Genomic DNA, 25,245 nt, shown 5'->3' on the forward strand with positions numbered 1-25,245 from the left:
CACCACGCCCGTGACCGGCTCAGTGCTCAGTGCTCATGCCGAGGTCGTCGCACGTGGTGGCAGCCGGTCGTAGTAGTCGCCCACGGCCGTGAGGTACTCCCGGTCCCGGGTCTCGCTGTCGGTCTGGAAGCGGGGCGCCGCCTTGGCGTCTCCCCTGGTGCAGGCCAGCGTGATCCGTCGGCCCTGCGTGTCGATGCCGGTGACGACTCCGGCCGGCACCAGGACGCTGCGGCCGAACACCCAGACGCCGGTGTCGACGACCAGGTGGCGCAGGCCGTGCGGGGCGGCCTCGCGGTCCACGTGCCCGATCGTGCCGTCGGTCGCGGCGACGGTCAAACCGGTCAGGTCCTGCCCCTCGACGTGACCGCTTCCCGGCGCGTACGACCAGATTCTGTCGATGGCCACGCTGCTCCATCCTCCCTGACGGTGTGCGGATCGCGGAGTCCGGCGGACGGTTCCCGCCCACCCCGCTCCACAGCAGCAACTACCCTCGTGCCGCAAGCGCATTCGGGCGCCCTCACCTGCCACCGTACGTCGTCGGCGGCGGGCTTCGGCAAGGTTCGTCCCCGGGGGCATGGGGGGCGGTTTCCGGGGTAATCGCGGGGGCGCGGTGGAAACGGAGCCCGGTGGCGAAGGGAGGCACATGAGAAACGGCAGCAACGCCCGCACCACGACCGGCATCGCCCCGCACCGCGGTCATCCGCAGAGGTGACCTGCCCAGGCCGTAGCACTTGTTGGAGGTACCCGTGCCCCTCGCCCAGAACCCGCTGTCCGTGGAGGTCGAACTGCCCCGGGAGGACGTGGCCCTGATCACGGTCGACGGCTATCTGGACGTCGACACCGCGACCGAGTTCCAGGCCCATCTGGCCAACCAACTCCACCACGGCCGACGACACTTCCTGCTCGACCTCTCGTCCGTCCCCTTCATGGACTCGTCCGGGATGAACATCATCCTGCGCGTGTACCAGGAGACCCGCAGGACCGCCGGCAGCGTGCACGTCATCAACCCGACGCCGGCCGTGCGGCGCGTCCTCGACCTGACCGGCGTCAGCATCACGGTGCCTATATCGGAGAGTGTCGACGAGGCTCTGGCCCGCGCCGACGAGGCGCCGGAGACCCCTGAGGAACCGGGGGCACAGAGCGCCTGACGGGCCGGGAGCCCCTCGGGCAGGCCGTCCGCGGGACCGGCGGCCCGGTGTCCACGCTCCGCTCTGCCCGGCCGGCGGTCCGTTCCGCGCGCGGTGACGGCGATGGCCAATCGCCGTTCCCCACAACCGGATCGGTTGCGCCGGATCCGGTGTCGTACGAGGTCGGCGCATGGTTAGAGTTGTCGCCCGGCAAGTGTCACAGCACCGTCCCGTTGCCTTTGGCGGGCTCGGTCGACGCAACGCGGATGAGGAGAGAACCAGGTGCCGGAGCACGAAGCGGACGGACAGCTCGCCACGCCGACACACGAGGTCAGGGACTTCCTGCACCGCAGGCGTGAGCAGATCGCCCAGCGGTGGGCGGACGAGCCCTTGTTCCGCACCGTGTTCACCGTCTCGCGTGACGAGGCGGTGGAGGCGAGCAAGGTCGTCGTGGACGCGCTGGCCCAGGTGGCCGACTCGGATCAGGTGGAGGACCCGGACGCCGCGGGATTCAGCGGGGTGCGCGAGCAGCTGGCCCGGATGGGCGCGGCCCGCTCGCGTGCCGGGCTGTCGAACACCCAGGTCGCCAGCGAGCTGGCCGCCCTGCGGCCGCCCGTGGAGAACCTGCTGGCCGCGGATCTGGAGGAGGCGCCGGCCGAGCATCTGCGGGCGTGTTCGACGGCACTGACGGTGCTGATGGGCACCCTGCGGCTGGTCGCCATGCAGACGGCGCTGAGCGAGTGGCAGGCGCTCAGCGACCGGCAGCGGCTCCAGCTGATGGAGGTGGCGACGCCCGTCATCCGGCTGTGGGACGGTGTCGTGGCCGTGCCGCTGATCGGGACGCTGGACAGTGCCCGCAGCCAGGTGGTGATGGAGACGCTGCTGAACGCCGTCGTCGACCAGCACGCCCGGTTCGCGATCCTCGACATCACCGGGGTGCCGACGGTGGACTCGCTGGTGGCGCAGCACCTGATGAAGACGGTCGCCGCGGCGCGGCTGATGGGCGCCCAGTGCATCGTCTCGGGCATCCGCCCCGCGATCGCGCAGACCATCGTGCATCTCGGTCTGGACCTGGACGTGATCACTCGCGCCAGCCTCTCCGACGCGCTGAGGTACGCGCTGCACGAGCTCGGCGCGGACATCGTGAACCCGGGTGCGGGTCAGCGGTGAGCGACGCGTACTCCCGTCCGGTCACGGGCCACGTCCCGGTTCTCCGGCTCGGCGACGTCCTGCTGGTCACGCTCCAGGGGGACCTGCACGACAGCACGGCGCAGCAGCTCCAGCAGGATCTCGCGGAGACCATCTCCCGTACCGGGGTGCGTGGTGTCCTCATCGACATCTCCGGTGTGGAGATCGTCGACTCCTTCCTCGGCCGGGTGCTGGCCGAGATCGCGGCGCAGGCCAAGCTGCTGGCCGCGCGGACCGTGGTGGCCGGCATGCGCCCGGCGGTCGCCATCACCCTGGCGGAACTGGGCCTGACGCTGCCCGGGCTGAGCACGGCGCTCAGCACCGAGGCGGGCATGGAGCTCCTCACGCAGCAGACCCCGGCGTACCGTCCGGACGGCCCGCGTCAGGAGAGTCCGTGATGCACACTGCCGCGGGCGTGGAGGCCTGCTTGCCCATCCGGTCGGACATGGACCTGGTATGGGTGCGACAGCACGTGCGGCAGGCCGCGGCCCGGCTCGGCTTCGGCCTGGTGGAGCAGACCAAGCTGGTCACGGCAGCCAGCGAGCTGGCCCGCAACACCCTCGTGCACGGCGGTGGCGGACAGATGGAGGCGACACACATCAGCAGCGGCGGTGTGCAGGGGCTCCGGCTGGCCTTCAGCGACGAAGGGCCGGGCATCGCCGACCTGGACCAGGCGCTCAGCGACGGCTACACCTCCGGCGACGGGCTGGGGATGGGGCTGAGCGGCGCGCGGCGCCTCGTGCACGACTTCGAGATCGACAGCACGCCGGGCGACGGCACCACCGTGCGGGTGACCTGCTGGGCGGCCCAGCCGCCGCGCCCCCGCGAGGAGGCCTGATGCCGCGCGTGTGGGACGTCCCGGTACGCGACTCGACGCGGGTGCGCGACGCGCGGGTCGCCGCGGAGAGCGCGGCCGCGCTGGCCGGTCTCGACGAGCGGCGCACCGCGGCCGCCGCGCTGGTCGCGACCGAGCTCGCCACGAATCTGCTCAAACACGCCGAGGGCGGTCAGGTCCTCATCGACATCGTGGCGCCGCCCGCGCCACGGGAGGGCGGTACGGAGTCGCGGGTCGTGCAGATCGCCGCGATCGACCACGGCCCGGGCATCGCGGACATGCCCGCGGCCCTCCGCGACGGTTTCTCCACGACCGGCTCGCTCGGCGCGGGCCTCGGCACGTGTCAGCGGCTCGCCGACGACTTCGCCCTGCACAGCACGCCCGGCCGCGGCACGGTCGCGGTGGCCCGCGTGGGCACCACGCCCCGCGGTGGCGGCGGTCCGGAGGGGCGGACGGGGGCCGAATCGATGCCGGGCGGCCGGGGTCCGGCGCACGGTACGGCTGTTCCCGGCGCCTCGGCGTGGTCCGAGGGCGGGGCCTTGGCCGGCGGCTGGTGGCCGGGCGGTGATGCACACGCGCCGGTGGGAGCCGTGGCGTGCGGCGCCCTGACGGGGCACGCGGCGGCGCCCGGCGGTGCGCCGGGTCTCCCGGGGCAGGCCGGCAGCGTGCCCGGGCACAGTGGTGTCCTCGGGAACGAACCCGGTCCCCAGCCGGACTCCGTGGTTCCGGACGGCGAGGTGCGGGGCCCCGGCGCACCGCGTCCCGACGGGCGGCCCGGCCCGTCGGGTGACCGGTCCGTGCCCGTCGCCGGCGTGCGCGCCGGAGGTGTGAACATCCCCTACGGCGGAGCCGAGTACTCGGGTGACGCCTGGGCGTGGGTGCGTTCAGGGGACCGGCTGACGCTGATGCTGGCGGACGGTCTGGGGCACGGCCCGGAGGCGGCCCGGGCCTCGTCCGCCGCGGTCACGGCGCTGTACCGCTGGGCTCATCTCACGCCCGCCGAGTCACTGCGGCGGCTCCACGACGCGCTGAAGGGCACCCGGGGCGCGGCCGTCGCCCTGGCCCAGCTCGACGTACGGGCCGGGCTGCTGCGGTTCGCCGGCATCGGGAACGTGGGGGCGCGGCTGCGCGCGGACGGCACCTGGCGTCCGCTGCTGTCGCGGCCCGGCATCGTCGGCGTGCACCGGCCCGCCACCCTCCGCGAGGAGGAGGCCGACTGGGCGGCCGACCGGCTGCTTGTCCTGCACACCGACGGCCTGCCCAGCCGCTGGACGCCGCCGTCCGACGCCGGTCTGTCCACGGCCGACCCGGCCGTGACGGCCGCCGTGGCGATACGTGACGCGAGCAGTCCCGCCCGTCCGGTGCGGGACGACACCGCCGTGGCCGTGCTCACTCCCACCCCGCCGGAACGCCCATGATGCGCACTTGGCAGATCACCACCGTCACCGATGCGGCACGCGCCCGCATCGCCCTCGCGCGCCTGGCCGCCGCGTACGGTGTGCCCACCGTCGAACGGACCAGGCTGGCCGCCGCCCTCAGCGCCCAGCTGCGGCAGTGCCTCACCAAGGGCGGCACCTGGCTGCTCACGCTGGACATGGCCGGGTCCCCCGCCGAGGAGGGGCTGCTGCACGCCGTGGTGACGCCGTCGCCGGACGCGTCGGCAGCCGCCGGAGAGCCGCCGTGGGAGGTTACAGTCCCCTGCCCCGAGGTGGCCCGGGCCACGGAGAGCGGCACCGTCGAGGAGGATGCCGCCGCCCTCGCGGAGGCGCTGCTCGGCGCCGACGAGGACACGGCCGTGGTGCTGGACAAGCTCACCGAGCAGGAGGATCTGGTCGCCTTCCACCGCGAGGAGCTGCACCAGACGAACCAGGGCGTCCTGGCGCTGCACGCCGAGCTGGACGCGGCCGGCCGGGCCCAGCGCGAGGCCTTCGCCGCCGAGCGCAGCGCACGCAACGAGGCGGAGAGCGCCCGCCGCAGACTGACCTTCCTCGCGGACGCGAGCGCCGTGCTGACGGCCTCGCTCAACCACGAGGAGATCGTGCGCCGGCTGCCGGACCTGCTGGTGCCGGAGTATGCCCGCAGCGTCGACGTCTGGCTGTTCGACCACGAGGACGACAGGCACCGGTCGGCGCCGCATCCGGCCGCCGCCGTGGTCGCGGCCCGGACCGGGCGCCCGCAGTACGCCGCCGACCATCCCGGTGGCCTGCCCGGCGTCGACGACCAGCCGCCGTCCGCGCTCGATCCCACACGGCCGCTGCTGTGCGTTCCGCTGCCGACGCGCCGGGCCCCGCTGGGGGTGCTGACCCTGTCGCCGCCCGGTGCGCGCTGGGACCCCGACGACGCGGTGATGCTGATCGAGCTCACCCGGCGGGCCAGCATCGCGATCGACAACGCCCGGCGCTTCGAGCACAACCGCGACATCGCCGAGACGCTGCAACGCGCCCTGCTCACGGACCTGCCGGCCACGCCGGGCCTCAGCCTGGCGGCGCGCTACCTGCCCGCCACCCACGGGCTGAACATCGGCGGTGACTGGTACGACGCGTTCCCCCAGCGGGACGGCGGTCTCATCACCGTCGTCGGCGACGTCACCGGGCACGGTCTGCACGCGGCCGTCATGATGAGCCAGCTGCGCACCGCGCTGCGGGCGTACGCCGTCGACGGCGACAGCCCGGGCCGGCTGCTGACCCGGCTGCACCGGTTCCTGCACCATCTCCAGCCGGACCTGTACGCCACGGCCGTCATCGCCCGGTTGCACCCGGACGAGCCCACGCTGACCTGGGCCGCCGCAGGCCATCCGCCGCCGGTGCTGCGGCTGCCCGACGGAACCGTGCGCACGCTCGACGCCAAACCCGGCGCCATGCTGGGCATCCCCCTCACCCAGGAGATCGCCGACCACACGGTGCACCTGTCGCCGGGCTCGACGCTCGCGCTGTACACGGACGGGCTGGTCGAGCGGCGCGCTCAGGGCATAGACCCGGGTATCGAGCGGCTGGCCTCGGCGCTCGGCGGGTTCCGTTCGGCGGAGCTGGACGCGGATCTGGAGGGCTCGGCGGACCGGATCCTGCATCCGCTGCTGAGCGATTCCGAGCGTGACGACGACGTGTGCCTGCTGCTGTGCCATCTCCAGGGGGACGTGGCGGGCTGACATACGGTCCGCCCGGCCGGTGTGTGCACGCCTTCTTCACGCCGGCCTGGTGCTTTTCGGCCACGGGGCGGGCATGGTGGTGATCGACGCGTTCGTCTGCCTGCCGCGTCCGACTGGCGTGCCGGTCGGACACGCGGTGGGATCAATGGGGTGCGAACCAGCGATCCAGGGGCAGTCGATAGGCGTTCGAGGCAGACCGCCTGGAGCCGCAGAAAGGGATGAACACCGTGACACGACCCAGGATCCTGGTGGTTGGCGCAGGCTTCGCCGGTGTGGAGTGCGTCCGCCGTCTGGAACGGAAACTCTCCCCGGACGAGGCCGACGTCACGCTGGTGACGCCGTTCGCCTACCAGCTCTACCTGCCGTTGCTCCCCCAGGTCGCCTCCGGGGTGCTGACGCCGCAGTCGATCGCCGTCTCGCTGCGCCGCAGCAAGAAGTACCGCACACGGATCATTCCGGGCGGGGCCATCGGCGTGGATCTGAAGTCCAAGGTCTGCGTCATCCGCACGATCACCGACCAGATCGTCAACGAGCCGTACGACTACATCGTGCTGGCCCCCGGCAGCATCACCCGCACCTTCGACATCCCGGGGCTGACGGACCACGCGTTCGGAATGAAGACGCTCGCCGAGGCCGCGTACATCCGTGACCACGTCATCTCGCAGCTGGACCTGGCCGGCGCGAGCCAGGACCCGGTCGAGCGGGCCTCACGGCTGCAGTTCGTGGTGGTCGGCGGCGGCTACGCGGGAACCGAGACCGCGGCGTGCCTCCAGCGGCTGACGCACGCCGCCGTCAAGCGCTATCCGCGGCTGGACCCGGGCCTGATCAAGTGGCATCTGATCGACATCGCGCCGAAGCTGATGCCGGAGCTCGGCGACAAGCTCGGCAGCAGTGCGCAGGAGATCCTGCGCCGACGGGGCATCGAGATCTCCCTCGGCGTCTCCATCGCGAAGGCGGGCCCGGAGGAGGTCACCTTCACCGACGGGCGGGTGATCCCGACCCGCACGCTCATCTGGACGGCCGGGGTCGTCGCCAGCCCCCTCATCGCCACGCTGGGCGCGGAGACCGTCAAGGGGCGCCTCGCGGTCGCCCCCGAGATGAACCTGCCGGGCGACGACGGGGTGTTCGCGCTCGGCGACTCGGCCGCCGTGCCCGACCTGGCCAAGGGAGACGGGGCCATGTGCCCGCCCACGGCGCAGCACGCCCTGCGGCAGGGCCGGCACGTCGCCGACAACGTCATCGCGTCACTGCGGGGCGGGCCGATGCGGCCGTACGTCCACAAGGACCTGGGGCTCGTCGTCGACCTCGGCGGCACCGACGCGGTCTCCAAGCCGCTGGGCATCGAGCTGCGCGGCCTGCCCGCCCAGGCCGTGGCACGGGGCTACCACTGGTCGGCGCTGCGCACCAACGTCGCCAAGACCCGGGTGATGACGAACTGGCTCCTCAACGCGGTCGCCGGCGACGACTTCGTACGGACCGGGTTCCAGGCCCGCAAGGCAGCGAGGCTGAAGGACTTCGAGTACACCGACGCCTATCTGACGCCGGAGCAGGTGCGGGCACACGTCGAAGGGACCAGCCGGCAGGACTGAGGACCGGGCCGGAGGGGACCGTCCGCTCGTGGCATGTCATGCTGAGGTGCGGATCTTGGTGTGGTGAGTCGGGAGAGAGTGCGGCGGCGTGAGGGCAGCGGGACGCTCGGTGCGGGCACGACTGCGGGACCGGATCGCCGCGTCCGACCCGGGGCTGCTGCGCCTGACGGCCGGGCTGCGGACGGTCGGCGCCATCGCCCTCACGCTGGCCGTGCTCGCCCTGCTGCGGGCCGATGTGCATCTCCTGGTGGCGGGGGCCATGGCGGCGATGGTCGCCACCTTCGCCATCCGGGAGAAGCAGCTCGGCGCGCAGGCCGTGACGCTGGCGCTGGGCCTTCCGGTGGCGCTGGCCTCCGTGTCGCTGGGCGCGGTGCTCAACGCGCGCCTCTACGCCGGTGACGTCTTCTTCGTCGTCCTGATCTTCTGCGCGGTCTACGGCCGCCGGTTCGGCGACCGGGGCACCGCGCTGGGACTCATCGGCTTCCAGATCTACTTCCTGTCGCTGTTCGTCGGCGCCGAGGTGTCCGCGCTGCCCACGCTGTGCGGTGCCATCGCCCTGGCGTTCTGTTCCAGTGCCCTGCTGCGCTTCGCGGTCGTGCCCGCGACCCCCACGGGCGTCCTGCTGCGGCTGCGGCTGGCCTTCCGCGCCCGGCTGGCCCAGCTGGTGTCCGCGCAGCTCGACCTGCTCGACGCCGGCCCGGACGACATGGACAAGGCCCTGGAGGCCGTGCGCGACGGCACCGCGCGGCTGCACGAGACGGCGATGATGATCCAGGCACAGCTGGAGGAGGGCACCCCCGACGAGTCGGCGGCGCGGCTCGTGCAGCGCCGCATCGCGGACGCCGAGATCGCCGCCGAGCGGCTCGGCCTGCTGCTGCTGACCGCCCGCAGCGCCGAACGGGCCGACACCCTCACCCTGCACCTGCCGGGCGCGCCCGCGCCGTCGGTGGGGCAGCCGGCCGTGCCGGACGAGGCCACCGCGACGCTCCGCCGCGACCTCCAGGCACTGCGCACCCTCGTGCTGCGGGCCGGAAGCGGCGACACGGGGACCGCCCTGGCCCACGTGCGCAACCGCCTCCTCGGCTACCGGGACGAGGAGAACCTGCCGCCCGCGCCCGCCGCCGTCCAGGACGTGTTCCGCGGCATCGGCGAGGCGGCCCGCTCCGTGCTGGGGCTGCGGATCGCGCTGGACGGCCCGCAGGACGAGTCCGACGACACCCCCGCGACCGCCCGCTCCCGCGAGGAGCTGGACGCGGAGGACGCAGCGATCGACAGCGCCGAGGAGCCGTCGGAGGAGGAGGAGAAGGGGCTGCGGCGGCCCACCACGCGCGCGGCCGTGCAGGTCGCCGTCGGATCGGCGCTGGCCATCGTGGGCGGTGAGCTGCTGTCCACGCAGCGCTGGTACTGGGCGGTCCTGACGTGCTGGATCGTTTTCCTGAACACCGCGTCGACGGGCGAGATCCTGGTCAAGGGCTACCGCCGGCTGCTGGGCACGGTGTTCGGCGTGGTGGCGGGCATCGTCCTGGCGGGGCTGGTCGGGCAGCACACCGTGACGGCGTTCGCGCTGGTCCTGGTGCTGATCTTCGCGATGTTCTACGTGGCGCCGCTGTCGTACACGCTGATGTCGTTCTTCGTGACCGCGATGCTGGGGCTGCTGTACACGCTGCTGCACACCTACAGCCTCGACGTGCTCCTGCTGCGGGTGGAGGAGACGGCGCTGGGCGCGGCCTGCGGGGTGGTCGCGGCGGCGCTGGTGCTGCCGGTGCGGACCGACCGCCGGACGAACGAGCTGCTCGGTACGGTCCTGGAACGGCTGGCCGATGTCACCGAGGCCGCGGTCGGCCAGCTGAGCGGCGGGCCGGCGGACGAGCTGCTGGACAAGGCGCGCGATCTGGACCAGGCGCTGGCCGATCTGCGGGCGGCCACGCAGCCGCTGACCCATCCGGTCACGCCCCTGCGGGCCCGGCGCCACACGGCCCGGTACGTGGTGGCGCTGCTGGAGACCTGCGCTTACCACGCGCGGACGCTGGCGGCCACCGCCGAGCTGCTGCCCACGCATCCCTCGATCGCGGCGGACCCCCGGCTGCGCGGGGCCGCGGGGCGCACCGTGCGCAACATCGAGACCATCGCGGCCCGGGTCGAGGACGAGCACGCCGCCGCGCGGGTCGAGACCGGGCCGAGCATCGCCTCACTGCTGGGGTCCGACGCCGGCACACCGCGCTACGGCCGGATCACCGACCGCGTGCTGCGGCATCTGGAGAGGCTGGACGAGGCCGTGGTGGGACTCGCCCGGCCGCTGGGCGTGCCGGTGGCGGAACCACGGGCCTGAGGACGTGAGGACCGGGGGCGCTCAGAAGTCGGTGGGCAGTCCGCTCACCTTGGCGATGCCCCGCAGCTCCTCCGTCTGCCGGTGCCGTTCCTTGATGTAGTCGGCGATCTCGCCGAGGCGGACCGGGTCGGACGCGGTGGACGCGTCCGTGACGATCCTGACCGGGCCCGTCTCGTCGACGTCGAGTTCGATCACTTCGTTGTCCAGGCGGCCGGTGACGGCGGTGGCGATGACGAGGGCCACCTCGTCACGGACCTCCTGGGGCAGTTCGTCGTCGGCCCCGGAGTCGAGTGCGAAGTCGAGGCTGGACAGGCGCTCCTCGTCGATCGCCTGGAGGACCGGTTCCACCACGCGCATCAGGAGACGGTAGTCCTCCGTGTCCATCCGGATGCGCAGGAGGTCCAGGTACACGTCCACGGGCCGGCCGTCGCCATGCGGAATCTCGGAATCGCTCATTGGCTTCGTGTTCCCCGGATGACGCGGCTCAGACGCGGCGCCAGCGGGCCATGGCGAAGGAGAACACCCCGAACAGCACCAGCCCGGCGGCGACGCAGACCAGCAGCCAGGGGCCGAGCGGGGTGTCCGCGAAGCTGCGCAGGGTGTCGTCCAGGCCCTTGGCCCGGTCGGGTTCGTAGTCGACCGCCGCGCGGACGGCGAAGACACCGGCCACGGCGAACACCAGCCCGCGGGCTGCGCCGCCGGCCATGCCGGTGACGTCCACCAGCCGCCGCGTCCGGGGGCTCATCTGCCCGAGCCGGAGCTTGTCGTGGTACTTGCGGAGCACCGCCCGTACGCCGATCCAGCCGCCGGCCACGACGATCGCGATGCCGGCCGCGCCGACCAGCCACTGGCCGGCGGGCATCTCCAGGGCCCTGGCGGTGGCGTCCTGGGACTGCCGGTCGCTGGATCCGCCGCCGCTTCCGCCCCGGTGGGCCGCGAACGACAGCACGGAGTAGGCGACGAAGACGTAGAACGCGAAGCGGGCCGCCGCCAGCAGCCGCTTGCGGGCGCTGCGGCCGTCCGGTCCGACGGAGCCGAACAGCACCTCGGACAACCGCCACAGGGCCATGCCGGCAAGGCCGATGCCCAGTGCCCAGAGCAGCACCGCGCCGAACGGCTGCTGCGCCAGTGCGGCCAGGGCTCCCCCGCGGTCGGCCTGCTCGCCCGTGTCGCCGAAGGCGATCTGCAGGGCCAGGGCCCCGACGAGCAGATAGATCACACCCCGGGCGGCCAGGCCCGCCCGTGCCGCCCCCTCGATCGCCGAACCCCGCGCCGCTCGCCGGGCCCGGATCCGACCGCCTTGTGCCATCGCACTCGTGTTCATTGGACCTCCCGGCACTCCGAATGCCCCGGCTCGGCCGGCACACACCCGGCCCGGCCGCCGGACCAGGGGATTCCGGTCACGGCAGGGGCACGGCGGGGTTCTGCCGCGGGCGGTCAGGAGCGCCGGAACCTCGATCCCCGGCCGGCGCGGCCGAGGGCGTGCAGGTGCTCCAGGGCGTCCAGGACCACCGTGCGGTCGTGCCAGGCGAGCCACCGGCCCGCCTCGCCGCCCACGGTGTCGAGGGCTCTGGTCTGGGCCGTCGTCAGTCCCTGGACGGGCCGGTCGAGGTGGGCCGAGACCATGCCGACGCACAGGCCGGAGGCCGTGGTCAGCGGGACGCTGTGGCAGGCCCTGCTGCCCGCCGCCAGGATGGCCCGGCGGGCCGGTTCGCTGAACACCGGGTCGCTCTCCACGTCCCGCACGGTGACCTGGGCGACGTCGCGGGCGGCCCGCGCGCAGGCGGTTCCGTCGTCGCCGACGTGGGCGAAGAAGTCGACGAAGTCGGGCGTGAGTCCGGTGTGCTCCTCGATGCGCAGGCCGCCCCGGGCCGGGTCGGTGAGCTGGACGTTGCCCATGTCGGTGTCGACCACGGCCAGGGTGCTGCTCAACACGGCCTTCAGGACGGCGCCGCGGCTGCCGGACCCGGACCGGTGGGCCGAGGTGAACGTCAGGTCCGGTTCCGGCCGGCGGACGCGGCGCGGGAACCACAGTCGTTCCCGGCTGTCGGGGGGCGGTGCGGTCACCAGGATCCCCGCAAGGGTCCGCAGCTTGACGTTGTACCGCTGGGACGCCCGCTGCATCAGCGCGAAGGCGCTCTCCCCGTCGGGCAGCGCGTACCGCTCCTGGAGCATGCCCTGGGCCTGTGAGATCAGCGGGTACACGCGAGCCCGGGCCCGGAGGTCGCGCAGCTCGGCGCGCAGGCGCTCCAGCTCGGCGTCGTCGTCGGCGGCCTTCCGTCCCGCTGTGGACATGGAACTCCCTGCTCTGGGTGGCGTGACACGAGAGGGCCCGGCCTCGGCTGCCGCCGTCGGCCGGGCCCTTTCGGTGCCACGCCTTCCCCGTCACATCACGGGCACACTCACATCACGCGGGCTCCGGGGTCGGCATGCGCTGCCCGGTGACGGTGGGCAGGGCGGACTCGCGGGCCGGTGCGGGTGCGGTCGCGAGCCACTGATGAGCGACCTCCAGGGCACGCTCGACGTCCCGGGTGCCGGTGGACACGCACAACGTGTACGCAAGGTCGCGTGCCCGCGCGCTCGCGTCGGCCGGGTCGCTCGCTCTCACGACGGCCGACAGTGCCTGGTATTCGTCGACGAGGCGGCGCAGCACGGCGGGATGGGGCCTCAGCATTGGCTTATCAGTCCTCGGGGGGTCGAGTGGTCAGGCCGTCGTGGAGGTGCCGCGGTTGCCCGTCCGCTGCCCCAGGACCTCGTCGCGCACCCGGGCGCAGCTGCGGCTGATGAGGCGGGAGACGTGCATCTGGGAGATGCCCAGGTGGTCGGCGATGCGGCTCTGCGTCATGTCCTCGAAGAACCGCATGTAGAGGATGGCCCGCTCGCGTTCCGGCAGGCGGCGCAGGCCTTCCTTGGCGGACTCGCGGTCGACGACGACGTCGTAGGACGAGTCCGCCGCGCCGAGGGTGTCCGCGAGGCTGTAGCCGTCGTCGTCGGCCGAGAGTTCGGCGTCCAGCGACAGGGTGCTGAAGCTCTCCAGCGCTTCGAGCCCGGCGCTGACCTCTTCCTCGGTCAGGCCGGTGTGGGCGGCGATGTCCGCCACGGAGGGCTCGGGGCTGCCCGGGTTCTGGGTGAGTTCACGGCGTGCCACCCGCACCTTGTTGCGCAGTTCCTGCACGCGGCGGGGGACCCGCAGGGCCCACATGCGGTCCCGGAAGTGCCGCTTGACCTCACCGGTGATGGTGGGCACGGCGTAGCTCTCGAAGGCTCCCCGGCTCGGGTCGAACCGGTCGATGGCCTTGACGAGGCCCAGGGCGGCCACCTGCCGGAGGTCCTCGATCGACTCTCCGCGGTCGCGGAAGCGGCCGGCGATGCGGTGGGCCATGGGCAGCCACAGCGTGACGAGTTCGTCGCGGACGGCTTCCCGCTCGGGCCCTTCCTCGAGCTCGGCCAGCCGGGCGAAGAGGGCCGCGGTGTCCGGAGCGTCGTCGTGCCGCCGCCGGGTGGCGGTGGTCGTCGTTTCGGGCGTGCCGGGACGGTTGGTGGGCGTATCGATGAGCATGCGGATTCGCTCCTGAACAACGATGGTTTCAGGGACTTACCGCGGGACGGTCGCTGCCCGGATCGCCTGGAGGGCCTCCGGGGCAGTCATACACACCGCTCCCGCTGGCGCGCCTCCGGTCCGAAGCACGAGATTGCGTCTGCCCTGACGCCGGTGGAACAAACTCCACTTTGCTGTGCAATCTGGAGTGAACCGGCATTCGGGCGCTCAGGCCAGGGGGACGACGGCGGTGATGCACTTGCCGCCGGCGGGCAGGTCGGACACGCGGACGTCACGGGAGAGCCGGCAGACGATGGGCCAGCCGTGGCCGCCGTGCCGCAGCCGTCCGTGCGGATCGGCGGGCGGCGCGGTCACCGGCAGTTCGTCGCTGCGGTCGCTCACCGAGAGCCGCACACCGGGCCCGTCGACGTCGACCTGGAAGTCGGTGACTCCGCCGCCGTGCAGGATCGCGTTGGTCGTCAGCTCCGAGGCTACGAGCAGCGCGTCGGACAGGGCGTCCGCGTCACACGGCGTATGGGTCGTGCGGCAGCGTTCGGCCACGGCGCGCTCCACGGCCCGGCGTGCCTCGGCGGGTTTGCACGGCCGGGCCCGGCGCGCACCGGGCGGCTCGAATTTTGATTCGATCATGTGCTCCTCGCACATCCTTCAGCTCCCTGCTCGGTCAGACATGACCCGGGTCCGGATCCCGTACCGTGGCCGTCCGCCCGGGCACACCTCGGGCTCACGGACCCGCTGTTCGGTGTTTCCTTCCACCGCCCGCGGTTTCGGGGCGCATCGCGCGAGCGCCGCGGGCCTCCATAGTTCGGCTGACCTCTCCCCGCACCTGCAAACCTCGGTCCGCACCACTGCCGCAAAAAGAACCCGAAAAGACCCCTGGGCGATCCGGGAGATCCGGGACGGCCGTGAATCGTTGCCATCACCACGCGTCGCCGGGGTACGCGGGGTGCATGACCGATGTGGTGGATTCCGACGAACTGCTGCGGCGCATCCAGCGCGCGAGGGCCTGCGCGGTGCGCGAGGAGCGGTCCTGGCGGACCAGGAGCGAGGAACTGGGCCCGACCGACCCGCAGGCGGCCCGGGACGCGACCGTGCGGCAGATGTCCTACGAGGCGGTACTGACGGTGCTGGACGAGATCCTGACCCCGGGCAAACACACCGCGGAGGGCTGACCAGGAGGTCCGCTGCCCGCTGCCGGGCACGGGCGGATTGTGCCGGCACCTGCCGGGAACCCGGTGCGCATGACAGCCGACCACACCAGAGCACCGGTCCTGGAAGCCCTGGACGAGTACCGCCGCAAGGGGCACCTTTCCTTCACCCCGCCCGGGCACAAGCAGGCCCGCGGCGCCGACCCGGCGGTCCGGGAGGTCCTCGGTGACGCGGTCTTCCACGGCGATGTGCTGGCCTCGGGCGGTCTGGACGACCGGCTCACCCGGGGGCGGGTGCTGCAACGCGCCCAGGAGCTGATGGCCGACGCGGTGCACGCCGAGCACACGTTCTTCAGCACCTGCGGCAGTTCCCTGTCGGTGAAGGCCGCGATGCTGTCGGTCGCCGGGCCGCACGAGAAGCTGCTGATCGGGCGTGACGCCCACAAGTCGGTGGTGGCGGGGCTGATCATCTCCGGTATCGAGCCCGTCTGGGTCGAGCCGCGGTGGGACGCCGAGCGGCACCTGGCCCATCCCCCGTCCGCCGACGACTTCGAACGGGCCTTCGAGGCCCACCCGGACGCGCGCGGTGCGCTGGTCACGAGCCCCACGCCGTACGGCGGCTGCGCCGATCTGCGGGCGGTCGCCGAGGTGTGCCACCGGCGCTCGCGGCCGCTGATCGTGGACGAGGCATGGGGCGCGCACCTGCCGTTCCACCCCGGCCTGCCGTCCTGGGCGATGGACGCGGGCGCGGACATCTGCGTGACCAGCATCCACAAGATGGGCAGCGGCCTGGAGCAGGGCTCGGTCTTCCATCTCCAGGGCGGTCTGGTCCCGCCGGCGCTGCTGGGGATGCGCGCGGACCTGCTGGGCACCACCAGCCCGTCGGTGCTGATCTTCGCGGGTCTGGACGGCTGGCGCCGGCAGATGGCGCTGCACGGCGAGGAGCTGATGGGCGGCGCGCTGGATCTGGCGGGCGAGGTCCGGTCCGCCATCGAGGAGATCGACGGGCTGCACGTCAACGACCGCGACGACTTCTGCGGCCCGGGCCTGTCCGACGACCTCGACCCGCTGCCCGGCGTCATCGACCTCGCCGGGCTGGGGATCACCGGCTTCCAGGCGGCGGACTGGCTGCGCGAGCACCGGCAGATCGACGCGCATCTGGTGGACCACCGCCGCATCGGGGCGCAGATCACCCACGGCGACGACCGGGAGACCACCGGGCAGTTGCTGGAGGCGCTGCGGGACCTCGCGCGGGTCGCACGGGATCTGCCCCGGGCGCCGCGGGTGGAGGTGCCGTCACCGGCGGAGCTGCGGATGGAACAGGCGGTGCTGCCCCGGGACGCGTTCTTCGGCCCGGCCGAGGACGTGCCGGTGGCGCGGGCGGCCGGACGGGTCGCGGCGGAGATGATCACGCCGTATCCCCCGGGCATCCCGGCCGTCCTGCCCGGCGAGCGCCTCACCGAGCCGGTGCTGGCGTACCTGCGGACCGGCCTGGCCGCGGGGATGCACCTGCCCGACCCCACGGATCCGGAGCTGGAGACGGTCCGGGTACTCGCCGGAAACGCGGAGGGAAGTGAAACGGGTCACGCGACCCGGTCCTGAGTGCGCGCACGCCCCATAGATGGTTTACGGTTCATGCATACGTGGTGCCGGAGTCGACCCACCGTCCTCCGCACCACCGCTTACGGCCCTGGCTGGTCTCCCCCGTCCAGCCAGGGCTTTTTCATGCCCCGGAAAAGTTGGGCACGCCGAGGTGCCCGAGGCCCCGGCAGCGGCTGAAATGGGCGTAGGGAAAGCACCGGAAGTCGACCGCCCGGCGAGGAGCTCCGCGTCATGACCAAAGCGATCAAACTCCTGACCGCCCTGCCCCCGCCCCAGCGGCAGCGCCTGATGACGCTCGCCCGGGAGGTGTCCTTCCCCGAGGACGCCCGGATCTTCGAGGCGGGCGGCACGGCCGACCGTTTCTGGGTCATCCGCTCCGGCGCGGTCTCCCTGGACCAGCAGGTGAACTCCCTCCAGCGGGCGACCGTCGCCAGCCTCGGCGCGGGCGACATGCTCGGATGGTCCTGGCTGTTCCCGCCGTACACCTGGGACTTCGGCGCGGTGGCGTTCAGTCCCGTACGGGCCTACGAGTTCGACGCGGCGGCCGTGCTGCGGCTGTGCGAGGAGGATCCGCAGCTCGGGCTGGTGCTGGTGCGCAACGTCGCCGAGGTGCTCGCGCACCGGCTGGAGATGACCCGGGGCAAGCTGATGGAGCAGTACACGCTGCACCGGCGGGGCGCCCTGTAAGGCGTCAGACGCGGTAGCGCCGCAGCGCCGGTACGGCGGCGGCCAGGACCAGCATCACGGCGACGACCAGCAGCCCGCCGCCCGCGACGGCGGTCCGGGGGCCGAAGGCGGAGCCCGCGGTGCCGTGCAGCACGTCGGCCAGGCGCGGGCCGCCCGCCACGACGACGGTGAAGACGCCCTGCATGCGCCCGCGCATCTCGTCGGTCGCGGCGGACAGCAGGATCGCCCCGCGGAAGACCATCGACACCATGTCGGCCACCCCGGCCACGGCCAGGAACGCCACCCCCACCCACAGGTTGCTGCTCAGCCCGAAGCCCGTGATGGCCGCACCCCAGACGACGACCGCCCCGATGACCATCCAGCCGTGCCGGCGGGCCCGGGAGAAGGTGCCGGAGAAGAGCCCGCCGAGCACGGCGCCGATGGGGATGGCCGCGAACAGCAGGCCCAGCGCGACGCCTTCGCCGTACGGCGCGTAGGTCTGCGCGGCGAGTTGCGGGAACAGGGCCCGGGGCATGCCGAGGACCATGGCGATGATGTCGGCGAGGAACGACAGCAGCAGCACGGTGTGCCCGGAGATGTAGCGGAAACCGGCGGCGATCTCCTTCACGCCCGCGCGGCGCGCCGCCGTTCCGGCCAGGGGCGGCAGCGACGGCAGCCGGTACACCGCCCACACCGTCACGCACAGGGCGACGGCGTCGATGAGGTACAGCTCCGGCAGTCCGATGACGGGGATGAGGGCACCGGCGAGCAGCGGGCCCGCCACCTGGCCGGTCTGCATCACGGTCGAGCCGAGGGCGTTCGCGGCCGGCAGTTCGTCCTCGGGGACGAGGCGGGCTATGGAGGCGTTGCGGGCCGGTGCGTTCAGGCCCCAGAAGGCCTGCTGCACCGCGAGGAGCACCATGAGCGCGGCCACCGACTCCAGGCCGGTGAAGGCCTGGAGCCAGAACAGCAGCGAGGTGACGGCGATGCCGCTGTTGGTGATCAGCAGCAGCTTGCGCCGGTCCATGCTGTCGGCGATCGCCCCGCCCCACAGCGCGAACACGATCAGCGGCACCAGACCGGCCAGGCTCGCGGCGCCGACCCAGGCCGAGGAGCCGGTGATGTCGTAGATCTGCTTCGGCACGGCGACGGCGGTGAGCTGGCTGCCGACGGCCGTGACGATGGTCGAGCTCCACAGGCGCCGGTAGGCGGGGCGGCGCAGGGGGCGGGTGTCCATGGCCCAGCGCCGCCAGCCGCGCCGCCGCGAGGTCTCCGGCGCCGGATCCCGCTCTTTTGCCGTGCTCTCGCTCGTGTCCACTCGCCGCTTCCTGGATGCTCGCTACACCTACCGGGGCGGGGATCACTATGGCAGCAGCCGTCCGGCGCCGGAGAGCCGAGGTCTCAGCTGCCGGCGATGAGCACGGCACCGAGCACGATCATGGTGGCGGCGACCAGGCCGTCCAGGACCCGCCAGGCGGCGGGCTTGGCGAGGAAACGGCCGAGCATGCGGGCACCGAAGCCGAGGGCGGCGAACCAGCACAGACTGGCCAGCACGGCGCCGAAGCCGAACGTCCAGCGCAGCGGGCCGTGGTCGGCAGCGACGGAGCCGAGCAGGAAGACGGTGTCGAGGTAGACGTGCGGATTGAGCCAGGTCATCGCCAGGCAGGTGAGGACCGCCCGGCGCATCGATCCGGCCGCCTCCCCCTCCGTCTTCAGCGCGCCGCCGTCCGGCCGGAGCACCCGCCGGGCGGCCAGGGCGCCGTAGCACAGCAGGAACGCGCCGCCGATCCAGCCGATCGCCGTCAGTGCGCCCGGCCACGCCACCACCACCGCGCCGACCCCGCCGACCCCGAGCGCGATGAGGGCGGCGTCGGACAGGGCGCAGATGCCGACGACGGCGAGGACGGCGTCACGGCGGATCCCCTGACGCAGGACGAAGGCGTTCTGGGCGCCGATGGCGACGATGAGGGACAGTCCGGTGCCGAAACCCGCGGCGCCGGCGGTGAAGGTGCTGGTCATGGCGTCGACGCTACGGACGGTCCCGATCCGGGTCCAGCTAAAGATTCTTACGTATCATTAGCAGGCGTGATGATGACGGATCTTCCGCTGGACCAGGTGCGGACCCTGCTCGCGGTCGTGGACGAGGGGACGTTCGACGCGGCGGCGGCCGCGCTGCATGTGACGCCGTCGGCGATCAGTCAGCGCGTGAAGGCGCTGGAGCAGCGCACGGGGCGGGTGCTGCTGCTGCGGACCAAGCCGGTGCGGCCGACGGAGTCGGGTGAGGTGCTGGTGCGGCTGGCCCGGCAGGTGGCGCGGCTGGAGCGCGACGCGTACGCGGAGCTCGGGCTGAGCGGGACCGGTGAGCCGACCCGGGTGTCGGTGGCGGTGAACGCGGACTCGCTGGCCACCTGGTTCCTCCGGGTGCTCATGCGGGTGCCGGAGGAGCTGCGGCTCTACTTCGAACTGCGCCGCGAGGACGAGGACCACACGGCGGCACTGCTGCGGGAGGGGGTGGTGATGGCCGCGGTGACCTCGTCGCCGGACCCAGTGCCGGGCTGTTCGGTGCGGTCGCTGGGGCGGATGCGCTACCTGCCCGTGGCCGCGCCCGGCTTCGCCGCGCGCCACCTCGGCGGGCCGCTGGAACAGGTGCTCCCCGACCTGCCCGTGGTGGCGTTCGACCGGCGTGACGACTTCCAGGACGGCTTCGTGCGCCGGCTCACCCGGGGGCGGAGCAGCGCGAGCGCGCTGCGGCACTACGTGCCGACCTCGGAGGGTTTCGTCGAGGCCGTCGCCGCCGGACTGGGCTGGGGTCTGGTGCCCGAGGCCCAGGCGGACCCGCTGCTGCGCACCGGGAGGCTGGTCGGGCTGGCCCCGGAGCGGCCGGTGGACGTGCCGTTGTACTGGCAGCAGTGGAAGCTCGACTCGCCCGCGCTGGCGCAGGTGGCCGAGACGGTGACGGCCACCGCCGGGGAGGCGCTGCGGGCGTGACGCCCTACTCCCCCAGGACGCCGTCCAGTTGGGCCGCCGCGCTGTCCAGCAACATGTCCAGTGCCGTCGGATAGGCGCTGGTGAGCATGCGGGTGGCGAGCAGGGGTGCCGCCTCCGCGATGCGGGGGTGGGTGGTGGCGGGCAGACGGGCGTAGGTCGAGCGCCACATCTCCTCGTCCGCCCGCAGCGAGGCGCTGGGCAGGGCCAGCGAGGCGGCGTCCAGCGCGGCGAAGGCCAGTGTGGTGTCGACGAAGGCGTGGTAGACGCGCACCGCGTCCGGCACCGGGAAGCCCGCCGTGCGCAGGATGTCCAGGACGGCCTCGTCGGCCGCGAGTTCATGGGCGCGGCCGGAGACGCGGCTCGCGGTGAGCACCGCTGCCTGCGGATGCTCGACGTACGCGGCATGGATGCGCAGCCCGACGGCCCGCAGGTCCGCCCGCCACTCCCCCGTCGGTGCCCAGCCGCCGAGCGCCTGCCCGATCAGCGCGTCGCCGATGGCGAGCGTCAGCTCGTCCATGCCCCGGAAGTACCGGTAGAGCGTGCTCGGGTCGGCGTCCAGGGCCAGACCGAGCCTGCGGGCGGTCAGCCCCGCGCTGCCGTGTTCGCGCAGCATGCGCAGCGCCGTCTCGACGATCAGCCGTTCGGACAGCACGGTGCCGCTCTTGGTGGGCCTGCGCCGGCGGCGTCTCTCCTCGGGCACCACGGGCTTCGGCACGACGGGCTCCCTCCACCGGCCTTATGCCAACGCCATTGACCTTAAGACACGGGGCGGCGTTGTATCTCCTCCGAGGGCGCGCCACGTTCTTCGCAAAAGGGGAGTTTCTGTCATGCGTGTACTGCTCGTGGGTGCCGGAGGCGTGGGCGGCGCGATCACCCGGATCGCTGCCCGGCGGCCGTTCTTCGACGCGATGGTGGTGGCCGACCACGACCCCGGCCGGTCCGAGGCGGCGGTCGCGGAGCTGGGCGGCGACGCGCGGTTCACCGCCGCGCAGGTGGACGCGGGCGACGAGCCGGCGGTGGCCCGCCTGCTGGCGCGGCACCGCTGCGACGTCCTGCTCAACGCCACCGATCCACGCTTCGTGATGCCGCTGTTCCGCGCGGCCCGCGCCGCGGGCGCCGCGTATGTCGACATGGCGATGTCACTGTCCCGGCCGCACGCCGAACGGCCGTACGAGGAGTGCGGGGTCAAGCTCGGCGACGAGCAGTTCGCGCAGGCGGCCGGCTGGGAGAAGGAGGGCGTGCTGGCGCTCGTCGGCATGGGCGTGGAGCCGGGCCTGTCGGATGTCTTCGCGCGGTACGCCGCAGACGAACTCTTCGACGAGATCGAGGAGATCGGCATCCGCGACGGCGCGAACCTGACCGTCGACGGTTACGGCTTCGCGCCCTCGTTCAGCATCTGGACCACCATCGAGGAGTGTCTCAACCCGCCGGTCGTCTACGAGGCCGGCCGGGGCTGGTTCACCACGGAACCCTTCAGCGAGGCCGAGGTCTTCGACTTCCCCGAGGGCATCGGGGAAGTCGAGTGCGTGAACGTGGAGCACGAGGAGGTGCTGCTCGTGCCGCGCTGGGTGGACACGCGCCGCGTCACGTTCAAGTACGGCCTGGGCCGCGAGTTCGTCGAGACGCTGAAGACGCTGCACCTGCTGGGCCTGGACCGCACCGAGCCGGTGACCGTGCCGGGGCCGGACGGTCCGGTGGCGGTCTCGCCCCGGGACGTGGTCGCCGCGTGCCTGCCCGACCCGGCGACGCTCGGCGAGCGGATGCATGGCAAGACATGTGCGGGCACCTGGGTGCGCGGCGTGCGGGACGGGAAGCCGCGCGAGGTGTACCTGTACCACGTGGTCGACAACCAGTGGTCCATGGCGGAGTACGGCTGCCAGGCCGTGGTGTGGCAGACCGCCGTCAACCCCGTCGTCGCGCTCGAACTCCTCGCCTCGGGCGCCTGGTCCGGCGCGGGCGTGCTCGGCCCGGAGGCCTTCCCGGCCCGACCGTTCCTGGACCTGCTGACGGCCTACGGCTCGCCCTGGGGGATGCGCGAGCAGTGAGCGGTTCCGGGGCGGCGCTGTTTCACCGGGCGTCGACAGGTGACCCGAAAAGGAGCAATCATCCGAACGGGCACGTTTCTACTGCGATCGCAGGTGACTTTCGATGGACAACTGGCGAGACCACGCTGCCTGCCGGCACGAGGACCCCGAGCTCTTCTTCCCGATCGGCACCTCCGGCCCGGCCCTGATGCAGACGGAGCAGGCCAAGGCGGTGTGCCGGCGCTGCCCCGTCCAGGAGCCGTGCCTGCAGTGGGCGCTGGACACAGGGCAGTCCATCGGCGTGTGGGGCGGGACCAGCGAGACCGAACGCCGGGCGCTGAAGCGGCGCGCGGCGGCCCGACGCCGCTCCGGCTGAGGGCCCTCCCGCCACCGCCCCTGGGGGATTCAGCTGCGGCGCAGCGGCCCCCAGGGGTTCTCCTGCCGGGACACCTCCGCCTTCGCCTCGTCGATCACCTGCTGATCGATCCAGCACATCGGCCGGGCGTCGGTGACCAGCGGTTCGTTGTCGGGTCCGCGAGAGGTCTCCTTGCCAGCGAGCACCCAGGCCCGCACACCGGGCCCCTTCTCGTGCGGCAGATGGGCGTAGTCGTGCAGGCGGCGGGCCACCCACACCCGGACGGGCCGGTCCTCCCACCAGTCCTCGACGTCGAGCGGGTTGGCGGACAGGCCCGGCATGGACACGCCCGTCAGATCGTCGGTGCTGGACACGTCGCGGAGATCGGTCGCGGGGCCGCGTGACCAGCGGACGTACAGGCCCTGGTGCCGTTCGACCAGCTCGGTGAGCTCGGCGAGTGTGCGCACGACCGGCAGGTCGTCCGATCCACTCATGACGTGACCTCCTCCCTCGACGCCGTCAGGCGGACGGAGTACCCGCTCGGCGCGAGCGGAATCGGTCCTGCGGCACGGTCGGGCGCCGGCCCCCGGCCGGGGTTACGCTCGCCGGACACCCGTCCGCCGCGGAAGCTGAAGGGGCTGAGCATGAGTGTCCGTGTACGCCGCGTCTACGATCCGCCCGAGCCGGAGGACGGGGTGCGCGTCCTGGTCGACCGGCTCTGGCCGCGGGGCCTGGCGAAGGACGCGGCCCGGGTGGACGAGTGGCCCAAGACGATCACCCCGTCGACGGAACTGCGCCGCTGGTACCACGCGGGCGAGGGCTCGTACGAGGAATTCGCCGGGCGCTACGAGGCGGAGCTCGCCGCCGGCGAGGCGGCCGAGGCCCTCGGCCACGTCCGTGACCTGGTCCGCAAGGGCGACGTGACGCTGCTGACCGCGTCGAAGACGCCGGAACAGAGCCACGCCACGGTGCTGGCCCGCCTCGTGCAGGCTTGAGGAGGCGGGCCGTCCGGGTACGGTCAGGCGGTCTGCTTCGCCGCCGCCCGGCCCGCCGCCCGCCCTGAGAAGAGGCAGCCGCCGAGGAAGGTGCCCTCCAGCGCGTTGTAGCCGTGGACACCGCCGCCGCCGAATCCGGCGACCTCGCCGGCCGCGTACAGCCCCTCCACCGGCTTGCCGTCGGTGCCGAGGGCGCGCGAGTCGAGGTCGGTCTGGATGCCGCCGAGCGTCTTGCGGGTGAGGATGTGCAGCTTGACGCCGATGAGGGGGCCGGCCGCCGGGTCGAGGATGCGGTGCGGGGTGGCGACCCGGCCGAGGCGGTCACCGATGTAGCGGCGGGCGTTGCGGATGCCCTGCACCTGGGCGTCCTTGGCGTAGGGGTTGGCGATCTGCAGGTCGCGGGCCTCGATCTGGCGGCGGATCCCGGCCGCGTCGAGCAGCGGCTTGTCGGTGAGCTCGTTCATCTTCTCGACGAGCTGTTCGACACTGGGCGCGGTCACGAAGTCGGCGCCCTTGCGCAGGAACGCGTCGACCGGTCCCGGCGCGCCCTTGCCGAGGATGCGTTCCTTCAGGAACCCGGCGCGGTCCTTGGCGGTGATGTCGGGGTTCTGCTCGGAGCCCGACAGCGCGAACTCCTTCTCGATGATCTTCTGCGTGAGGATGAACCAGGAGTGGTCGTACCCGGCGATGTCCTCGGTGGTCCGCAGGTGCTTCAGGGTGCCGAGGGTGTCGTAGCCGGGCAGGTACGGCCCGGGCAGGCGGCGGCCGAGGGCGTCGAACCACATCGAGGACGGTCCGGGCAGGATGCGGATGCCGTGGCCGGGCCAGATCGGGTCCCAGTTCTGCAGACCCTCGGTGTAGTGCCACATGCGGTCCCGGTTGACCAGACGTACGCCCGCCTCGGCGCTGATGTCGAGCATCCGTCCGTCGACGTAGGCCGGTACGCCGGTGACCATCTCCTTCGGCGGGGTGCCGAGGCGCTCGGGCCAGTAGCGGCGGACTATGTCGTGGTTGGCGCCGATGCCGCCGCTGGTGACGACCACGGCCTGGGCGGTGAGTTCGAACTCGCCGATGGCGTCTCGGCTGGAGGCGACACCGCGGGGTGAGGTGTCCTCGGCCAGGACCGTGCCGCGCACGCCGCGGGCGCTGCCGTCCTCGACGACGAGTTCGTCGACGCGGTGACGGTGGTGGAAGGTGAGCAGTCCGTCGCGGGCGGCCTGCTTGGCGTAGCGGACGAAAGGTTCCACCACACCGGTGCCGGTGCCCCACGCGATGTGGAAGCGGGGCACGGTGTTGCCGTGACCGTGGGCCGTGAGGTCGCCGCGCTCGGCCCAGCCGACGGTGGGCAGGAACGTGATGCCGTGCCCGTTCAGCCAGGACCGCTTCTCCCCCGCGGCGAACTCGACGTAGGCGCGCGCCCAGCGCACGGCCCAGGAGTCCTCGTCGTCCAGCCGGTCGAAGCCCGCGCTGCCCCGCCAGTCGCTCCAGGCGAGGTCGAAGGAGTCCTTGATGCCCAGGCGCCGCTGCTCCGGCGAGTCGACGAGGAACAGCCCGCCGAAGGACCAGAAGGCCTGTCCCCCGAGGTTGGCGGCGTTCTCCTGGTCGACGAGGGCGACCCTCCTGCCCCTGCTGGTCAGTTCGTGGGCGGCGACCAGGCCTGCGAGGCCCGCTCCGACGACGATGACGTCGGCGTCCATG

General features: G+C 72.8%; 27 protein-coding genes. 15 read left to right on the forward strand and 12 right to left on the reverse strand.

Features of this window, described 5'->3' with window-relative positions; all coding sequences use genetic code 11:
* Nucleotides 1-33: 33 nt before the first annotated feature.
* A complete protein-coding gene (locus MQE23_RS01615) occupies nucleotides 34-405 on the reverse strand; it encodes a PRC-barrel domain-containing protein (protein ID WP_243377944.1) in 372 nt (123 codons plus the stop codon).
* A gap of 341 nt (nucleotides 406-746) precedes the next feature.
* Between MQE23_RS01615 and MQE23_RS01620 the strand changes: the two genes are divergently transcribed.
* The 8 genes from MQE23_RS01620 (at nucleotide 747) to MQE23_RS01655 (ending at nucleotide 10,213) form a co-directional block, all read left to right on the forward strand.
* Nucleotides 747-1,148: an STAS domain-containing protein gene (locus MQE23_RS01620; RefSeq protein WP_020269763.1), complete on the forward strand. Its 402-nt coding sequence runs from the start codon at nucleotides 747-749 to the stop codon at nucleotides 1,146-1,148.
* 261 nt (nucleotides 1,149-1,409) lie between these two features.
* Nucleotides 1,410-2,297, forward strand: coding sequence for an STAS domain-containing protein (locus MQE23_RS01625; RefSeq protein WP_020269764.1), 888 nt, complete (start codon nucleotides 1,410-1,412; stop codon nucleotides 2,295-2,297).
* Entirely contained in the window at nucleotides 2,294-2,713 is a 420-nt protein-coding gene (locus MQE23_RS01630) for an STAS domain-containing protein (protein WP_020269765.1), read from the forward strand. Before MQE23_RS01625 ends, MQE23_RS01630 begins: the two co-directional genes overlap by 4 nt.
* On the forward strand, nucleotides 2,713-3,153 hold the full coding sequence (locus MQE23_RS01635; RefSeq protein ID WP_037666906.1) for an anti-sigma regulatory factor: 441 nt from the start codon (nucleotides 2,713-2,715) through the stop codon (nucleotides 3,151-3,153). The genes MQE23_RS01630 and MQE23_RS01635 overlap by 1 nt, the downstream gene beginning before the upstream one ends.
* On the forward strand, nucleotides 3,153-4,568 hold the full coding sequence (locus tag MQE23_RS01640) for an ATP-binding SpoIIE family protein phosphatase (RefSeq protein WP_243377945.1): 1,416 nt from the start codon (nucleotides 3,153-3,155) through the stop codon (nucleotides 4,566-4,568). The genes MQE23_RS01635 and MQE23_RS01640 overlap by 1 nt, the downstream gene beginning before the upstream one ends.
* On the forward strand, nucleotides 4,565-6,295 hold the full coding sequence (locus tag MQE23_RS01645; protein WP_243377946.1) for a SpoIIE family protein phosphatase: 1,731 nt from the start codon (nucleotides 4,565-4,567) through the stop codon (nucleotides 6,293-6,295). The genes MQE23_RS01640 and MQE23_RS01645 overlap by 4 nt, the downstream gene beginning before the upstream one ends.
* Nucleotides 6,296-6,513: 218 nt before the next feature.
* On the forward strand, nucleotides 6,514-7,884 hold the full coding sequence (locus MQE23_RS01650) for an NAD(P)/FAD-dependent oxidoreductase (protein WP_243377947.1): 1,371 nt from the start codon (nucleotides 6,514-6,516) through the stop codon (nucleotides 7,882-7,884).
* An 88-nt stretch (nucleotides 7,885-7,972) separates the two neighbouring features.
* Entirely contained in the window at nucleotides 7,973-10,213 is a 2,241-nt protein-coding gene (locus tag MQE23_RS01655; protein WP_243377948.1) for an FUSC family protein, read from the forward strand.
* 21 nt (nucleotides 10,214-10,234) lie between these two features.
* Here the strand turns inward: MQE23_RS01655 and MQE23_RS01660 are convergent, their stop codons facing one another.
* From MQE23_RS01660 to MQE23_RS01685, 6 genes are all read right to left on the reverse strand, one after another.
* Complete coding sequence (locus MQE23_RS01660) at nucleotides 10,235-10,669, reverse strand: hypothetical protein (protein WP_037666849.1); 435 nt, start codon at nucleotides 10,667-10,669, stop codon at nucleotides 10,235-10,237.
* A 28-nt stretch (nucleotides 10,670-10,697) separates the two neighbouring features.
* On the reverse strand, nucleotides 10,698-11,537 hold the full coding sequence (locus MQE23_RS01665) for a DUF1206 domain-containing protein (RefSeq protein WP_243377949.1): 840 nt from the start codon (nucleotides 11,535-11,537) through the stop codon (nucleotides 10,698-10,700).
* Nucleotides 11,538-11,650: 113 nt separating this feature from the next.
* Nucleotides 11,651-12,508: an ANTAR domain-containing protein gene (locus tag MQE23_RS01670; RefSeq protein WP_020269773.1), complete on the reverse strand. Its 858-nt coding sequence runs from the start codon at nucleotides 12,506-12,508 to the stop codon at nucleotides 11,651-11,653.
* 112 nt (nucleotides 12,509-12,620) lie between these two features.
* Nucleotides 12,621-12,887, reverse strand: a complete 267-nt coding sequence (locus MQE23_RS01675; protein ID WP_037666850.1) for a DUF5133 domain-containing protein — start codon at nucleotides 12,885-12,887, stop codon at nucleotides 12,621-12,623.
* 30 nt (nucleotides 12,888-12,917) lie between these two features.
* Nucleotides 12,918-13,772, reverse strand: coding sequence for a SigB/SigF/SigG family RNA polymerase sigma factor (locus MQE23_RS01680; RefSeq protein ID WP_020269776.1), 855 nt, complete (start codon nucleotides 13,770-13,772; stop codon nucleotides 12,918-12,920).
* A 207-nt stretch (nucleotides 13,773-13,979) separates the two neighbouring features.
* Nucleotides 13,980-14,414 carry an ATP-binding protein gene (locus MQE23_RS01685; protein WP_020269777.1) on the reverse strand — a complete coding sequence of 145 codons (435 nt, stop codon included), beginning with the start codon at nucleotides 14,412-14,414 and terminating at the stop codon, nucleotides 13,980-13,982.
* A 305-nt stretch (nucleotides 14,415-14,719) separates the two neighbouring features.
* On the opposite strand from MQE23_RS01685, the gene MQE23_RS01690 reads away from it, so the two are divergent.
* The 3 genes from MQE23_RS01690 to MQE23_RS01700 all read left to right on the forward strand — a co-directional run bounded on the left by MQE23_RS01690 (nucleotide 14,720) and on the right by MQE23_RS01700 (nucleotide 17,206).
* Nucleotides 14,720-14,941, forward strand: a complete 222-nt coding sequence (locus MQE23_RS01690) for a hypothetical protein (protein WP_020269778.1) — start codon at nucleotides 14,720-14,722, stop codon at nucleotides 14,939-14,941.
* Nucleotides 14,942-15,010: 69 nt separating this feature from the next.
* On the forward strand, nucleotides 15,011-16,519 hold the full coding sequence (locus MQE23_RS01695; protein WP_243377950.1) for an ornithine decarboxylase: 1,509 nt from the start codon (nucleotides 15,011-15,013) through the stop codon (nucleotides 16,517-16,519).
* A 231-nt stretch (nucleotides 16,520-16,750) separates the two neighbouring features.
* Nucleotides 16,751-17,206, forward strand: a complete 456-nt coding sequence (locus MQE23_RS01700; RefSeq protein ID WP_243377951.1) for a cyclic nucleotide-binding domain-containing protein — start codon at nucleotides 16,751-16,753, stop codon at nucleotides 17,204-17,206.
* A 4-nt stretch (nucleotides 17,207-17,210) separates the two neighbouring features.
* On the opposite strand, the gene MQE23_RS01705 is transcribed toward MQE23_RS01700, so the two are convergent.
* Both MQE23_RS01705 and MQE23_RS01710 read right to left on the reverse strand, forming a co-directional pair.
* Nucleotides 17,211-18,503 (reverse strand): MFS transporter, encoded by a 1,293-nt coding sequence (locus tag MQE23_RS01705; protein WP_243377952.1) that lies wholly within the window; start codon nucleotides 18,501-18,503, stop codon nucleotides 17,211-17,213.
* 83 nt (nucleotides 18,504-18,586) lie between these two features.
* Nucleotides 18,587-19,204, reverse strand: a complete 618-nt coding sequence (locus tag MQE23_RS01710; RefSeq protein WP_243377953.1) for a LysE family transporter — start codon at nucleotides 19,202-19,204, stop codon at nucleotides 18,587-18,589.
* A gap of 69 nt (nucleotides 19,205-19,273) precedes the next feature.
* Between MQE23_RS01710 and MQE23_RS01715 the strand changes: the two genes are divergently transcribed.
* A complete protein-coding gene (locus MQE23_RS01715) occupies nucleotides 19,274-20,173 on the forward strand; it encodes a LysR family transcriptional regulator ArgP (protein ID WP_243382436.1) in 900 nt (299 codons plus the stop codon).
* A gap of 4 nt (nucleotides 20,174-20,177) precedes the next feature.
* On the opposite strand, the gene MQE23_RS01720 is transcribed toward MQE23_RS01715, so the two are convergent.
* The gene (locus MQE23_RS01720; protein ID WP_020269785.1) at nucleotides 20,178-20,888 is read right to left on the reverse strand and encodes a TetR/AcrR family transcriptional regulator; all 711 of its coding nucleotides are present in this window, start codon (nucleotides 20,886-20,888) and stop codon (nucleotides 20,178-20,180) included.
* A gap of 112 nt (nucleotides 20,889-21,000) precedes the next feature.
* Between MQE23_RS01720 and MQE23_RS01725 the strand changes: the two genes are divergently transcribed.
* Complete coding sequence (locus tag MQE23_RS01725; protein WP_243377954.1) at nucleotides 21,001-22,218, forward strand: saccharopine dehydrogenase C-terminal domain-containing protein; 1,218 nt, start codon at nucleotides 21,001-21,003, stop codon at nucleotides 22,216-22,218.
* A gap of 103 nt (nucleotides 22,219-22,321) precedes the next feature.
* Nucleotides 22,322-22,573, forward strand: a complete 252-nt coding sequence (locus tag MQE23_RS01730) for a WhiB family transcriptional regulator (protein WP_020282223.1) — start codon at nucleotides 22,322-22,324, stop codon at nucleotides 22,571-22,573.
* A gap of 29 nt (nucleotides 22,574-22,602) precedes the next feature.
* On the opposite strand, the gene MQE23_RS01735 is transcribed toward MQE23_RS01730, so the two are convergent.
* Complete coding sequence (locus tag MQE23_RS01735) at nucleotides 22,603-23,046, reverse strand: DUF6098 family protein (RefSeq protein ID WP_020269227.1); 444 nt, start codon at nucleotides 23,044-23,046, stop codon at nucleotides 22,603-22,605.
* A gap of 150 nt (nucleotides 23,047-23,196) precedes the next feature.
* On the opposite strand from MQE23_RS01735, the gene MQE23_RS01740 reads away from it, so the two are divergent.
* The gene (locus MQE23_RS01740) at nucleotides 23,197-23,547 is read left to right on the forward strand and encodes a DUF488 family protein (protein ID WP_037666090.1); all 351 of its coding nucleotides are present in this window, start codon (nucleotides 23,197-23,199) and stop codon (nucleotides 23,545-23,547) included.
* Between the two features lie 23 nt (nucleotides 23,548-23,570).
* Here the strand turns inward: MQE23_RS01740 and MQE23_RS01745 are convergent, their stop codons facing one another.
* A complete protein-coding gene (locus tag MQE23_RS01745; RefSeq protein ID WP_243377955.1) occupies nucleotides 23,571-25,244 on the reverse strand; it encodes an FAD-binding dehydrogenase in 1,674 nt (557 codons plus the stop codon).
* Nucleotide 25,245 lies beyond the last annotated feature (1 nt).

Source organism: Streptomyces sp. HP-A2021 (assembly GCF_022807935.1).
Lineage (GTDB): Bacteria > Actinomycetota > Actinomycetes > Streptomycetales > Streptomycetaceae > Streptomyces > Streptomyces afghaniensis.

Excerpts from the sequence above, each read along its gene's own strand:
- MQE23_RS01635 (WP_037666906.1), top strand. The coding sequence starts at position 2,713 with ATGCACACTGCCGCGGGCGTGGAGGCCTGCTTGCCCATCCGGTCGGAC.
- MQE23_RS01640 (WP_243377945.1), top strand. The coding sequence starts at position 3,153 with ATGCCGCGCGTGTGGGACGTCCCGGTACGCGACTCGACGCGGGTGCGC.
- MQE23_RS01645 (WP_243377946.1), top strand. The coding sequence starts at position 4,565 with ATGATGCGCACTTGGCAGATCACCACCGTCACCGATGCGGCACGCGCC.
- MQE23_RS01650 (WP_243377947.1), top strand. The coding sequence starts at position 6,514 with ATGAACACCGTGACACGACCCAGGATCCTGGTGGTTGGCGCAGGCTTC.
- MQE23_RS01660 (WP_037666849.1), bottom strand. The coding sequence starts at position 10,669 with ATGAGCGATTCCGAGATTCCGCATGGCGACGGCCGGCCCGTGGACGTG.
- MQE23_RS01665 (WP_243377949.1), bottom strand. The coding sequence starts at position 11,537 with ATGAACACGAGTGCGATGGCACAAGGCGGTCGGATCCGGGCCCGGCGA.
- MQE23_RS01670 (WP_020269773.1), bottom strand. The coding sequence starts at position 12,508 with ATGTCCACAGCGGGACGGAAGGCCGCCGACGACGACGCCGAGCTGGAG.
- MQE23_RS01675 (WP_037666850.1), bottom strand. The coding sequence starts at position 12,887 with ATGCTGAGGCCCCATCCCGCCGTGCTGCGCCGCCTCGTCGACGAATAC.
- MQE23_RS01680 (WP_020269776.1), bottom strand. The coding sequence starts at position 13,772 with ATGCTCATCGATACGCCCACCAACCGTCCCGGCACGCCCGAAACGACG.
- MQE23_RS01685 (WP_020269777.1), bottom strand. The coding sequence starts at position 14,414 with ATGTGCGAGGAGCACATGATCGAATCAAAATTCGAGCCGCCCGGTGCG.
- MQE23_RS01690 (WP_020269778.1), top strand. The coding sequence starts at position 14,720 with ATGACCGATGTGGTGGATTCCGACGAACTGCTGCGGCGCATCCAGCGC.
- MQE23_RS01695 (WP_243377950.1), top strand. The coding sequence starts at position 15,011 with ATGACAGCCGACCACACCAGAGCACCGGTCCTGGAAGCCCTGGACGAG.
- MQE23_RS01700 (WP_243377951.1), top strand. The coding sequence starts at position 16,751 with ATGACCAAAGCGATCAAACTCCTGACCGCCCTGCCCCCGCCCCAGCGG.
- MQE23_RS01710 (WP_243377953.1), bottom strand. The coding sequence starts at position 19,204 with ATGACCAGCACCTTCACCGCCGGCGCCGCGGGTTTCGGCACCGGACTG.
- MQE23_RS01715 (WP_243382436.1), top strand. The coding sequence starts at position 19,274 with ATGATGACGGATCTTCCGCTGGACCAGGTGCGGACCCTGCTCGCGGTC.
- MQE23_RS01725 (WP_243377954.1), top strand. The coding sequence starts at position 21,001 with ATGCGTGTACTGCTCGTGGGTGCCGGAGGCGTGGGCGGCGCGATCACC.
- MQE23_RS01730 (WP_020282223.1), top strand. The coding sequence starts at position 22,322 with ATGGACAACTGGCGAGACCACGCTGCCTGCCGGCACGAGGACCCCGAG.
- MQE23_RS01735 (WP_020269227.1), bottom strand. The coding sequence starts at position 23,046 with ATGAGTGGATCGGACGACCTGCCGGTCGTGCGCACACTCGCCGAGCTC.
- MQE23_RS01740 (WP_037666090.1), top strand. The coding sequence starts at position 23,197 with ATGAGTGTCCGTGTACGCCGCGTCTACGATCCGCCCGAGCCGGAGGAC.
- MQE23_RS01745 (WP_243377955.1), bottom strand. The coding sequence starts at position 25,244 with ATGGACGCCGACGTCATCGTCGTCGGAGCGGGCCTCGCAGGCCTGGTC.